General features: G+C 64.2%; 11 protein-coding genes. 2 read left to right on the top strand and 9 right to left on the bottom strand.

From position 1 onward, the window contains the following. Positions 1–193 precede the first annotated feature (193 nt). Both AC0L20_RS36170 and AC0L20_RS36165 read right to left on the bottom strand, forming a co-directional pair. Positions 194–967 carry a 2-keto-4-pentenoate hydratase gene (locus tag AC0L20_RS36170; RefSeq protein ID WP_473295146.1) on the bottom strand — a complete coding sequence of 258 codons (774 nt, stop codon included), beginning with the start codon at positions 965–967 and terminating at the stop codon, positions 194–196. Positions 968–973: 6 nt separating this feature from the next. Then, the gene (locus tag AC0L20_RS36165) at positions 974–1,510 is read right to left on the bottom strand and encodes a L,D-transpeptidase family protein (protein ID WP_473295145.1); all 537 of its coding nucleotides are present in this window, start codon (positions 1,508–1,510) and stop codon (positions 974–976) included. Positions 1,511–1,745: 235 nt separating this feature from the next. Here AC0L20_RS36165 and AC0L20_RS36160 point away from each other — a divergent pair, with 235 nt between their 5' ends. After that, the gene (locus AC0L20_RS36160; protein WP_007598630.1) at positions 1,746–2,432 is read left to right on the top strand and encodes a response regulator transcription factor; all 687 of its coding nucleotides are present in this window, start codon (positions 1,746–1,748) and stop codon (positions 2,430–2,432) included. Positions 2,433–2,490: 58 nt separating this feature from the next. Then, the gene (locus AC0L20_RS36155) at positions 2,491–2,934 is read left to right on the top strand and encodes a cyclic nucleotide-binding domain-containing protein (protein WP_007598631.1); all 444 of its coding nucleotides are present in this window, start codon (positions 2,491–2,493) and stop codon (positions 2,932–2,934) included. Positions 2,935–3,036: 102 nt separating this feature from the next. Here AC0L20_RS36155 and xth read toward each other — a convergent pair whose 3' ends face one another. The 7 genes from xth to AC0L20_RS36120 all read right to left on the bottom strand — a co-directional run bounded on the left by xth (position 3,037) and on the right by AC0L20_RS36120 (position 11,377). Continuing rightward, complete coding sequence (gene xth, locus AC0L20_RS36150; protein ID WP_473295144.1) at positions 3,037–3,852, bottom strand: exodeoxyribonuclease III; 816 nt, start codon at positions 3,850–3,852, stop codon at positions 3,037–3,039. Between the two features lie 153 nt (positions 3,853–4,005). Beyond that, positions 4,006–4,761: an outer membrane lipoprotein carrier protein LolA gene (locus tag AC0L20_RS36145; protein ID WP_473295147.1), complete on the bottom strand. Its 756-nt coding sequence runs from the start codon at positions 4,759–4,761 to the stop codon at positions 4,006–4,008. A gap of 151 nt (positions 4,762–4,912) precedes the next feature. Next, entirely contained in the window at positions 4,913–7,390 is a 2,478-nt protein-coding gene (locus AC0L20_RS36140) for a DNA translocase FtsK (protein ID WP_473295143.1), read from the bottom strand. 9 nt (positions 7,391–7,399) lie between these two features. Beyond that, the gene (locus AC0L20_RS36135) at positions 7,400–8,614 is read right to left on the bottom strand and encodes an aminotransferase class I/II-fold pyridoxal phosphate-dependent enzyme (RefSeq protein ID WP_473295142.1); all 1,215 of its coding nucleotides are present in this window, start codon (positions 8,612–8,614) and stop codon (positions 7,400–7,402) included. 325 nt (positions 8,615–8,939) lie between these two features. Continuing rightward, positions 8,940–9,344, bottom strand: coding sequence for a GFA family protein (locus tag AC0L20_RS36130; protein ID WP_007604095.1), 405 nt, complete (start codon positions 9,342–9,344; stop codon positions 8,940–8,942). A gap of 207 nt (positions 9,345–9,551) precedes the next feature. Then, a complete protein-coding gene (locus AC0L20_RS36125) occupies positions 9,552–11,000 on the bottom strand; it encodes an ammonium transporter (protein ID WP_018459661.1) in 1,449 nt (482 codons plus the stop codon). A gap of 38 nt (positions 11,001–11,038) precedes the next feature. Further along, complete coding sequence (locus AC0L20_RS36120) at positions 11,039–11,377, bottom strand: P-II family nitrogen regulator (RefSeq protein ID WP_007598642.1); 339 nt, start codon at positions 11,375–11,377, stop codon at positions 11,039–11,041. Positions 11,378–11,716 lie beyond the last annotated feature (339 nt).

Raw genomic sequence — 11,716 nt, 5'->3', positions numbered from 1 at the left:
CTGTTTGTAAGTCCGCCCCATGGCAACACCTCCAGATGGAAGTGTTGCACTTCGTTTGTGAACTCAGGGGACCCATACCGCGTGATCTCTTGTTGGCGCGCGGTGTTGGTATCGGCGACATTCGCTAACTCCTAGTCTTCGCCAAACCTCTCCCTGTGGTTATGGGTCCCGGCCTTCGCCGGGACGACAGAGATCACTCAAACCCCACCGACACCGTCCCCAGCACGCCGAAATCCGCCGTGAACCGATCACCCGCCTGGATCGGCAGCGGTGGATGGCACGTGCCCGTGGTCACCACCTCTCCTGCCTGCAGGGTAATGCCGAGGCCATGCAGTTCGTTGGCCAGCCAGGCCAGGGCAATTCGGGGATCGCCGAGCACGTTCTTGCCGTGGCCGAGATAACGCTGGCCGCGCAACGTGATCTGCGGCCGCTCCTCGACGAGATCCATGGCGCGCCAGTCCGCATGCGTCGCTGCGCCCAGCACGAACAGATGCGCACAGGCATTGTCGGCGATCAGCTGCGCCTCGCCGGCGCTGGCAAAATCGGCAAAGCGTGAATCGGGAATCTCGATCGCAGGATGCAAGCTGTCCACGGCGGCGAGCACCTCGTCGACAGTATACGGCGCCGCGCGCGGCGGCAGATCGTGCCCCATGTGGAAAGCGAACTCGGGTTCGCCGACGCGCATCGCGTTGCCCTTCATCGAGGCGGTGCCGCCATCGGGGATCACGGTGTCGCTCATGATCCGGCCGGCCAGCGGTCCCGCGACATTGATGTGCTTCTGTCCGGACTCGCTCGTCGCCGCGATCTTCCAGCCGAACAATGTCCCGCTGAGCGCCGCCTGCACGGCGTAACCCTCGGCGCGGCTCTGTGGCCGCAACCGTGGCTCCAGCGCATCAAGCTTGGTGCCGTCGCGCCAATGTTTGACCAGGACCTGCGAAGCGGCGGCGATCTGATCCTTGTCGAGCATGTGTCCTCACCCGATGATGATTTTTGTTTTTGGTCCCAGCCGCCGCAGCAATTGTCGCATCGCCGCTTTGGTGATCGAGACGCAGCCTGCGGTCGGGCCGAAATTGTCGCGCGCCAGATGCAAGAACACCGCGCTGCCCCGGCCGGCGATCCGCGGCCTCGTGTTGTGGTCGATTTCGATGATGAAGTCATAGAGATGGTCGGCCCGCTTGAGCCGGTCGCCGCCCTGCCCCTCGCTGAGCCGGATTCCCTGATTGTAATGGCGATCCTTGGGATCCTCGCACCAGGCGTCCTCGCCGGTGATGATCCGGGCCGGCAGGAAGGTCTGCGGGCGGCTGTGCCGGTCGCCCCGCCACCACAATCGCCTGGGACGGAAGCTGCCCCTCGGGGTGCCGCCATCGCCCTCGCGCTTGTTCGCCAGAATGCCGCCGCGTCCGAGCGCCACCGGAATCGTCAGCGCTCCGGCGGTCAGCCAGCCCCGGCGCGGATTCCCGGCGGCAGCCTTAACGCGGATCGCCGACAGCGGTCCGGCGCTCCGGTTCATGGTGTAACTAGCTGACGCAGCTTTATTTTTCATGTGAACGTGCGATGTCGAATTCATTACAGGACATTCATCAAGACGGCCTGCTATTCTGGGTTAGAGTGGTTCTGGCTTGTGAATCGGTAACAGCCCACTACTTCAAGACGAACAACAATAATAATTGCGACCCCTAAACTTCCCTCTCGGCTGGGTGCAGCATGGATGCGCGCCGCGCCGGACCCCAAAAGGATGACCCCCTATGGCCAATGCCCGCAAGATCCTGATCGTGGATGACGATACCGATCTGCGCGATACGTTGGTGGAGCAATTGTCGCTGCACGAAGAATTTGAAGCCTCCGCGGTCGACACCGGCGCCAAGGGCGCGAGTGCCGCGAAGGCCAATGCCCCCGATCTCGTCCTGATGGATGTTGGCCTGCCCGACACGGACGGCCGCGAAGTGGTCCGTTCATTGCGCAAGGGCGGGTTCAAGGCTCCGATCATCATGCTCACCGGGCATGACACCGATTCCGACACGATTTTGGGGCTGGAATCCGGCGCCAACGACTATGTCGCAAAGCCCTTCCGCTTCGCCGTGCTGCTGGCGCGCATCCGCGCCCAGCTCCGGCAGCACGAAGCCAGCGAGGACGCGGTGTTCTCGGTCGGCCCCTACTCTTTCCGGCCCGGCTCCAAGATGCTGACCGCCGCCAACGCGCGCAAGGTCCGGCTGACGGAGAAGGAAACCGCCATCCTTCGCTTCCTCTACCGGGCCGGCCAGATGCCGGTCTCGCGCGAGACCCTGCTCCAGGAGGTCTGGGGCTACAATTCCGGCGTCACCACCCACACGCTGGAAACCCACATCTACCGGCTTCGCCAGAAGATCGAGAAGGACGCCGCGAACCCGGAAATCCTGGTCACGGAAGCCGGTGGCTACAAGCTGGTGCCGTGATACGCTTCTGGGGCCTGCGAATCGTTTTAGATTGCATGCCCTTGAGCCCCGGACCTGAATGTCAATCGACGACGATGTAGCGCTTCTCGAGCGTGTCCCGACACTGCGCCTGTTGGGAGACGCTTCCTTGCGCATGCTGGCGATCGGCTCCGAGCAGCGTGACTTCGTCCGCGGCGATGTCTTGTTCAATCTCGGCGACGATGCCGATGCCGGCTTCGTGGTCCAGCGCGGCGCCTTCCGGGTCGATGACGGCGCCGGCGCGGAGATGATCGCAAGTCCCGGTGCGCTGATCGGCGAGCTCGCGCTGATCGTGCCGATGAAGCGGCCGTCGAGCGCGATTGCGATCGAGCACGCCTCCGTCATCCGCGTCGCGCGCAGCCTGTTTCAGCGCGTGCTCGAAAGCGACCCCGCCGCCGCCGTCCGCCTGCGCGATGAATTCGCGGTGCGCTCCAGCCAGATCGCCAGCGATATATTGATGGCGGGTGCGAAGCTGACGTCCTGAGTGTCGTAACTTCGTAGCCCGGATGGAGCGAAGCGTAATCCGGGATTCTGGCCTACGGAAAAACTGCCCCGGATTTCGCTGCGCTCCATCCGGGCTACAAGATCATAGATCCAGCGTCACCGTCACCGGCACATGGTCCGACGGGCGCTCCCAGCTCCGCGCCTCGCGCAAAATCTTGAAATCACTGACCGCATCTTTCAGCGCGCGCGAGACCCAGATGTGGTCGAGCCTGCGGCCGCGATCGCCGACGGTCCAATCGGCGGAGCGGTAGCTCCACCACGTGTAGACCTTTTCCGACATCGGAATGCGCTCGCGCGCGACGTCGACCCACTCGCCGGCGGCGAGCGCGGCTTGCAGCTTCTCGGTTTCGATGGGCGTGTGCGACACCACCTTCAGAAGCTGCTTGTGCGACCAGACGTCGTTCTCATGCGGGGCGACGTTGAGATCGCCGACCAGGATGTGGCGATCCTCGCCGCGCGGATGCAACGGCTCGCACGCCTTCATCTCGTCGAGGAAGCGGAGCTTGTGGTCGAATTTCTCGTTCAGCGCGGGATCGGGAATGTCGCCGCCGGCCGGCACGTAAAAATTATGCACCACCAACGGCTTTGCGATCCCGGCCCTCTCACCGAACGACACCGAGATGTGGCGTGAATCCACCTTGTCGCAGAAGGTGCGGATGTCCTTCGATTCGAACGGAATCTTCGAGACGATGGCGACGCCGTGATAACCCTTCTGCCCGTTCAGCGCGACATGCTCGTAACCGAGCCGCTTGAAGCGCTTCAGCGGAAAGGCGTCGTCGATGCACTTGGTCTCCTGGAGACACAGCACGTCCGGCCGCGCGCTCTTGAGAAATTTTGCCACCAGATCGATGCGCAGCCGCACCGAATTGATGTTCCAGGTTGTCAGGGAAAAACGCATGAGGGATGCGTCTTAGCATGGATTGGCGCGAGGAAAATGCTTGTCCACAGGAGTGGAATTGTAGGGTGGGTTAGCGCAGCGTAACCCACCATGCTTCCACATTTGCCGACCGAGATGGTGGGTTACGCCTTCGGCTAACCCACCCTACGGCAGCTAGCCCGGCGACGGGCCGTAATTGGTAAAATCGATCTTGAACATGCCGGGATCGAGCTTCTTGCTCGTGTCCAGATTATAGACCGCGATCGTGGTGTCGTAGCCCTGCGGGTCGGTGACGGTCCACTGCTTCAACTGGCCGTCCTTGGCGCCGAACATCAGCAAGAGGCGGCTGGTGCCGACCAGCGCCTGCTTCTCCTCGATGGTGACGCTGACGAAGACGTCGTCGGCCGAGACGTTGACGACGTTGGTGTCCTTCATCAGGTCGATGCGGTCGGACAGCAGGAAACGCAGCGGTGTCTGCGACAGCGGATAGACGTCCTGCGTCGCGAGCTTGCGGTCGCGCACCACCAGCGACGATCCGTCGGCGACGATGTCGATCGGGCTCGGCGCGTCATATTCGAAGCGCACCTTGCCTGGCTTCTGGATGTAGAAGTCGCCTTGCGTCTTGCTGCCGTCGGGGCCGACCTGGACGAAATTTCCGACCAGCGTCGACAATGACGACAAATAGGCGCTGACCTTGGCGGCCTGGGCCTTCTGGTTCGCATCGAAGGTCTGGAAGATGCTGCTGGGCACGTTGCGGCGCGGATCCGGGATCACCGGATTCGGCGGCGTCTGGGTCGCGCCGGTGACCGCGGGCCCTCCACCGGCCGGACCGCCGTCGCGGCCCTTCGGTGCAGGCTTCGGCACGGGAATAGTCTGCGCGAACGACGCCGTGATCACCATCGCGGCGGTGACGAGAATCACGCCGGCCATGCGCGCGCTTCGCGCGGCGATGATGGCAGCGAATCGAATGTCCTTATGTCTGATCAACGCGTCGTCCTGTGTGGCTGGGCGCCCTTTTAGCGTGATTTCGGCCAAAAGCAGATAACGTTTTTGCGTGAATGATGGTTTGAGGCGGCTCGCCTCACATATGGCTGTCTTCTTCCTCGACCAGAATCTCGCGCTTGCCGGCGTGGTTGGCGGGTCCGACGATGCCCTCCAGTTCCATGCGCTCCATCAGCGATGCGGCGCGGTTATAGCCGATCTGCAGGCGGCGCTGGATGTAGCTGGTCGAGGCCTTGCGATCGCGTTTGACGATCGCAACGGCCTGAGAGAACAAATCGCCGCCGCCATCCGCGCCCATAGCGGACGCGTCGAACACCGCGCCGTCCTCGTCCTCGCTGGGCTCTTCGGCTGTGACGGCTTCGAGATATTCCGGCTGTCCCTGCGTCTTGAGGTGGCGCACCACCTTCTCGACTTCCTCGTCCGACGCGAAAGGTCCGTGCACGCGGCTGATGCGACCGCCGCCGGCCATGTAGAGCATGTCGCCCTGGCCGAGGAGTTGCTCGGCACCCATCTCGCCCAAAATCGTGCGGCTGTCGATCTTGGACGTCACCTGGAAGGCGATGCGGGTCGGGAAGTTCGCCTTGATGGTGCCGGTGATGACGTCAACCGATGGACGCTGCGTTGCGAGGATCACGTGCAGGCCGGCGGCGCGCGCCATCTGCGCGAGGCGCTGCACCGCGCCTTCGATGTCCTTGCCGGCAACCATCATCAGGTCGGCCATTTCGTCGACGATGATGACGATGTAGGGCAGCGGGTCGAGCGAGAGCTTCTCTTCCTCGTAGATCGCCTTGCCGGTTTCCTTGTCGAAGCCGGTGTGCACCGTGCGGGTCGGCTCTTCGCCCTTGGCCTTCAATTCGAGCAAGCGCGTGTTGTAACCGTCGATGTTGCGCACACCGAGCTTGGCCATGTTCTTGTAGCGCTCTTCCATCTCGCGCACCGCCCATTTCAGCGCGACCACCGCTTTCTTCGGGTCGGTCACGACGGGCGTGAGCAGATGGGGAATGCCGTCATAGACGGAGAGTTCGAGCATCTTCGGATCGACCATGATCAGTCGGCACTGGTCCGGGCGCAGCCGGTAGACCAGGCTGAGGATCATGGTGTTGATGGCGACCGACTTGCCGGAGCCGGTGGTACCGGCGATCAGCATGTGCGGCGTACGTGCGAGGTCGATGATGACGGGATCACCGCCGATGGTCTTGCCGAGGCAGAGCGGCAGTTTCGCAACCGAATCGACAGTCTCCTTGGCGACCAGCAGCTCGCGGAGATAGACCTTTTCGCGATGCGCGTTCGGCAGCTCGATGCCGATCGCGTTGCGGCCGGGCACGACGGCGACGCGCGCCGACAGCGCGCTCATCGAACGTGCAATGTCGTCGGACAGTCCGATCACGCGCGACGATTTGATACCCGGCGCCGGCTCCAGCTCGTACAGCGTGACCACGGGACCCGGATGGGCCTTCACGATCTCGCCGCGAACGCCGAAATCCTGCAGCACGCCTTCGAGCGCGCGCGAATTGGTTTCCAGCTCGGCCTTGCTGAGCGGCTGGCGATCGCCGGCCTTGGGCGCGGCCAGCACCGACACGGACGGAAGCTCGAACTTGTCGGAGGATTTCTTGGAAGCGGCCTTGGGCGCAGCCTTCTTGCGTGGCGCGCGGGCGGCGGGCTCCTCCTCCTCTTCCTCGTCTTCCTCGCCCTCTTCATGCTCGTCGTCGTAGTCCTCGTCCTGGGCCTGCGGCGAGATCGACGGCGCGGCGCGGCCGCCACCGAGCTTCGGCTCCTGGCGGCTGAATGCAACGGCCTTGGTCTTCGGTCCGCTGGAGACCAGCGAGCGGTAGGCAGCACCAAGCAACCAGATCAGCCGCGCCTTCGTGCTCATCAAGGCGTGGAACAGCCAGCCCAGCGATACCGAACCGCGATCGCCCTCATCGTCCTGGTCGAGCGGCTTGTCGTCGTCCTCGATCTCCGCGAGTTCGTCGTCATGCTCGCGTGCGCCGAGGCCGCAGGCGATCAGGAAGGTCGCCGCCATCGCGGCGAACAGGATCGTGCCGAGCACGATGCGATAGATCATGCCCGGCGGTCCGAAGATCACCGCAGGCGCGCGAACCAGCGCGTCGCCGACCACGCCGCCGAGGCCGGTCGGCAGCGGCCAGGCGCCGCCATGTGGCCAGCAGCTGACGAAGCCCGCCGCGATCACCGTGCAGAGAACCCAGGAGCCGAGCCGCAGTGCCTCGCGGTCGAACGGGCGATGGGTCAGCATGCGCCAGCCCCAGACCGCGACCGTCAGGACCAGCATGATCGCGCCGAGCCCGAGGATCTGCATCGCAAGGTCGGCGCCGATCGCGCCGGCATAGCCGAGAATGTTGCGGATCGGCCGCGACGTTGCGTGGCTGAGGCTGGGGTCCTGGACCGACCAGGTCATCAGCGCCGCCGAGGCGACGCCCGACAATGCGATCAGGCCGAGCCCGCTGAGCTCGCGCACGCGCCGCGCCAGACCCTCGCGGATCGAGGGCGGCAGATGGCCGACCAGGGGAATGACACGTTCGATTGTCGACATGCTCACGGGCCCCGCCTAACCCAGAGTCTCGACCAGGCGGTGCAGCGCCTGCGCCGTGGTCTCGCCATCCTGCACCAGCGCAAGGCGAATGTAGCCTGCGCCGGGATTGAAGCCGTCGGGCTGGAGCCGCGCCAGATAGCTGCCGGGCACCACGCGCACGCCTGCTTCCTTGAAGAGTTTCAGGCACACGGACACGTCGTCGCCGATTTCGGACGTGTTGAGCCAGACGCAGAAGCCGGCGTCGGGCCGGCGATAGCCGTAACGACCGCCGATGATCTGGTCGGCGAGATCGAACTTGATCCGGTAGAGCCTGCGGTTCTCCTCGACATGCGCCTCGTCGCCGTAAGCGACGGTCGCGACATGCTGGAGCGGCACCGGCACCTGCGGCGCCGCGATGTTGCGCAGCTCGAGGAACATGCCGATGAGTTTTTTGTCGCCGGCGGCGAAGCCGACGCGCAGGCCCGGCAGGTTGGAGCGCTTCGACAGCGACTGGAACGCAACCACGCGGGTGAAATCAGGGCCGGCGCATTCGAGCGCGCTGCCGGGCGCTTCGCGGGTGTAGATCTCCGAATAGCACTCGTCGCTGAGGATGACGAAGCCGTAGCGGTCGGCGAGCTGCTTCAGGCGCGTGAAATAATCGCGCGAGGCGACCGAGCCGTGCGGGTTGGCGGGCGAAGCCAGATAGAACGCCACCGTGCGCGCCAGCGTCGCCTCGTCGATGGCGTCGAGATCGGGCAGGAAGCCGTTCTCGGCGGTGGTCGGCAGGTAGACCGGCTCGCAAGCGGCGGCGCGGGCGCCGGCGCCATAGACCGGATAGAACGGGTTCGGCATCAGGATCGCGGGCTTGCCGGGACGCGGGCCGACATAGCGCGCCGCTGCGATCGCGGCGAGGAACAGGCCTTCGCGGCTGCCATTGAGGACGAGAATCTCGCTCTCGGGATCGAGGGTGCGCGGCAGCTTGAAGCGCGACGACAGCCAGGCGCCCGCAGCCTTGCGGAACGGGTCGGTGCCCTTGTTCGCGGGGTAACGGCCGAAATCGGCGATGTGCTTGGCCAGCACCGGGCCGACGAAGTCGGGCACGGGATGCTGCGGCTCGCCGACGGCAAGCGAAATCAAAGGCTTGCCGGGCTGATGCGGCGCCAGCAGCTCGTTGAGCCGGACGAAGGGAGAGCGTTCGCTATCGGAGCTTCCGCTGTCCTGCGGCGCACGGGATGAAGCGGTCATAGCCATTCTGGACGCCAGCACTCTTGGAACAGCCGGTCGCGACCAAGGCGCCGGCGGGAAGCGGTTCAGTTCACCATAGATAGGGCGAGGTTAAGACGCGATTAACCATCGGTCGCCGGCTCCGTCCAGAGCAGGAATAATGAGGCCGGATAACAACGGGATGCATGGCCCCAGGGCGGAGCTGGTTCTTGCACCTCCCGCTTGCGGGAGAGGTCGGCGCGCAGCGCCGGGTGAGGGTTCTCTCCAAACAGGGACTGTCCCGATGTTGAGGCACCCTCTCCCCCAGCCCTCCCCCGCATGCGGGGGAGGGAGCGCGCCGTCATCGCGGCTCTTAGTGCGCCGGCAGCTTCTCGAAGGTCGCCATGCCCGCGGGGATCGCGTGGAAGTCCTGCTTGTCGCAGGTGTAGATCGCCATCTGCGGATGGAACTGCGCAGGCTCGTCCAGCGTGCCGACCTTCAGGATCGCGGCCGGCAATCCGGGAACCTTGGTCACCAGATGGGTGCCGCACTCGCCGCAGAATTCGCGCGTGACGGCGCGTTCGAGGTCCTTGCGCGTGAACTGCTTGGGCTGCCCGGTGATGTAGCTGAAGCCGGCCGCCGGCATCGCGATGAAGGTGTTGGGCGCGCCGCCCGAGATGTACTGGCACTCGCGGCAATGACACTGCGCCTGCATCATCGGGTCGCCCTCGGCGACATACCGCACCTCGCCGCAATAGCATCCGCCTTCCAAACGCATGACGACCTCCCTTTTGTTGTTTGTTGTGGTCGATATTTCTGCGCGGGCGCTGCGGAATGGCAATCTTTTTCTTCAGCTCCAGCCGGACAAAAAGAAAGGGGCTCCAACTTGCGCTGGAGCCCCTCAACGGTCGGGACATTGCCGGGTATGTGCCCCAAACCGTAGTTGTGAGCGCGGCCTCCGGGGAGGCCGCGCCCGGGAGGAGACTTACATGTTGTAGGCGCGCTCGGTGTGCTCGGTGATGTCGAGGCCTTCACGCTCGCTCTCGACATTGGCGCGGAGGCCAACGATCACATCGACGACCTTGTAGAGGATCGCCGAACCGATACCCGACCACACCAGCGTGGTGCCGACGCCCCAGACCTGGGAGATCATCTGCGCCGCGAAGTCGTAATCGGCAACCTTCGGCGGGATCGCGGTGTAGTCGATGATGCCCGCACCACCCAGCGCCGGATTGACGAGGATGCCGGTGCCGAGGGCGCCGATGATGCCGCCGACGCAGTGCACGCCGAACACATCGAGGCTGTCGTCGTAGCCGAGCGCGTTCTTCACGACGGTGCAGAAGAACAGGCAGACCACGCCGACCACGAGGCCGAGGACGATCGCACCCATCACGCCGGAGAAGCCGGCGGCAGGCGTGACGGCCACGAGGCCCGCGACAGCGCCGGAGATGACGCCGAGCACCGACGGGTGACCCTTGATGATCCACTCCGCGAACATCCACGACAGCGCGGCGGCTGCGGTGGCGACGAAGGAGTTGGTCATGGCGAGGGCCGCGCCGCCGTTGGCTTCGAGGTTGGAGCCGGCGTTGAAGCCGAACCAGCCGACCCAGAGCAGCGAGGCGCCGATCATCGACATCGTCAGCGAGTGCGGAGCCATCAGCTCCTTGCCGTAGCCGACGCGCTTGCCGATCAGCAGGGCGCCGACGAGGCCTGCGATGCCGGCGTTGATGTGCACCACGGTGCCGCCGGCGAAGTCGATCGCGCCCTTCTTGAAGATCCAGCCTGCGTCGGCGTTGATCTCGTCGAGCTTGGCCTGCGCCGCGGTCTTCGCCGCGCCATCAGCCGCAGCAGCCAGAGCCTTGGCTGCGTCCTGGATCATGTCCGGGCCGGGCCAGTACCAGACCATGTGGGCGATCGGGAAGTAGATCAGCGTGACCCAGAGCGGGACGAACAGCGCGAGCGCCGCGAACTTCATGCGCTCGGCGAAGGCGCCGACGATGAGGGCGGGCGTGATCGCCGCGAAGGTCATCTGGAAGCACATATAGATGAGCTCCGAGATGTTGGCGTCGACCGAGAAGGTCGCGGCCTTCGAGTCGGTGGTGACGCCCATCATGAAGGCCTTGGAGAAGCCGCCGATGAAGTCCGAGCCGCCGGTGAAGGTGAGGCTGTAGCCGTACACGGCCCAGATCACGGTGACGACGCAGACGGTGTAGAACACCTGCATCAGGACCGAGAGCATGTTCTTGGAGCGGACGAGGCCGCCGTAGAACAGCGCGAGGCCGGGGATCGTCATCAACAGCACGAGCACTGTCGATGTCAGCATCCAGGCGTTGTCTCCCTTGTTGACCGTTGGCTCGGCGTAGGCTGCGGTCGCAGCGAACAGGCCGACTGCGAGAGCCGCCAATCCCGCGCCATAGGGACGCTTAAACGTCATTTCATTTACTCCTGATTGAATTTTGATTGAGCGCGAAATCAAAGGGCCGCAGCATCGGCCTCGCCGGTGCGGATACGAACCGCATGGTCGAGATTGATGACGAAGATCTTGCCGTCGCCGATCTGCCCGGTTTTCGCGGCGGTCGTGATGGCGTCGATGGTCTTGTCGACCTGGTCGGAGGCGACTGCGACCTCGATCTTGATCTTGGGCAGGAAGCTCACGGCATATTCGGCGCCGCGATAGATTTCCGTATGGCCCTTCTGGCGGCCATATCCCTTGACTTCCGTCACCGTGAGACCGTGAACGCCGATGGCGGTCAGGGCGTCACGGACTTCTTCCAGCTTGAATGGCTTAATAATCGCCATAACAATTTTCATGGGTCCTATCCCCGCTTGGGCCCGGTCCGGACGTGGCCGGGCGTTTCTCGACTGGTTCGCCACGAGGGAGAAAGTTCACTACGCGGGCACAGCCAGGACCCATAGAATCAAATGCCGTGCCAGATCGGGCGTGTTGCCTAACGGACTATGAAAACGGGTGTTTTCACGTTTGACGCGTATTGCGGTGCAGTGCGCTATTACGCCGCGCTCAATACCTGACCATGGCTGATTAAAATAAAGGCACGTCAAGCTGCCGACACATTGGTGCTCACGCGTCGGGCAGCACAAAGGTATTTCCGTAGGGCGGACGCCTATTGTGGGGCTTGTCGTGCTGCGAAA

Source organism: Bradyrhizobium sp. Kon58, from assembly GCF_055807455.1.
The sequence above is the reverse complement of the archived record's forward strand: the minus strand, read 5'-3'. Positions and strand labels throughout refer to the sequence as shown.

Excerpts from the sequence above, each read along its gene's own strand:
- AC0L20_RS36170 (WP_473295146.1), bottom strand. The coding sequence starts at position 967 with ATGCTCGACAAGGATCAGATCGCCGCCGCTTCGCAGGTCCTGGTCAAA.
- AC0L20_RS36165 (WP_473295145.1), bottom strand. The coding sequence starts at position 1,510 with ATGAACCGGAGCGCCGGACCGCTGTCGGCGATCCGCGTTAAGGCTGCC.
- AC0L20_RS36160 (WP_007598630.1), top strand. The coding sequence starts at position 1,746 with ATGGCCAATGCCCGCAAGATCCTGATCGTGGATGACGATACCGATCTG.
- AC0L20_RS36155 (WP_007598631.1), top strand. The coding sequence starts at position 2,491 with ATGTCAATCGACGACGATGTAGCGCTTCTCGAGCGTGTCCCGACACTG.
- xth (WP_473295144.1), bottom strand. The coding sequence starts at position 3,852 with ATGCGTTTTTCCCTGACAACCTGGAACATCAATTCGGTGCGGCTGCGC.
- AC0L20_RS36145 (WP_473295147.1), bottom strand. The coding sequence starts at position 4,761 with ATGGCCGGCGTGATTCTCGTCACCGCCGCGATGGTGATCACGGCGTCG.
- AC0L20_RS36135 (WP_473295142.1), bottom strand. The coding sequence starts at position 8,614 with ATGGCTATGACCGCTTCATCCCGTGCGCCGCAGGACAGCGGAAGCTCC.
- AC0L20_RS36130 (WP_007604095.1), bottom strand. The coding sequence starts at position 9,344 with ATGCGTTTGGAAGGCGGATGCTATTGCGGCGAGGTGCGGTATGTCGCC.
- AC0L20_RS36125 (WP_018459661.1), bottom strand. The coding sequence starts at position 11,000 with ATGACGTTTAAGCGTCCCTATGGCGCGGGATTGGCGGCTCTCGCAGTC.
- AC0L20_RS36120 (WP_007598642.1), bottom strand. The coding sequence starts at position 11,377 with ATGAAAATTGTTATGGCGATTATTAAGCCATTCAAGCTGGAAGAAGTC.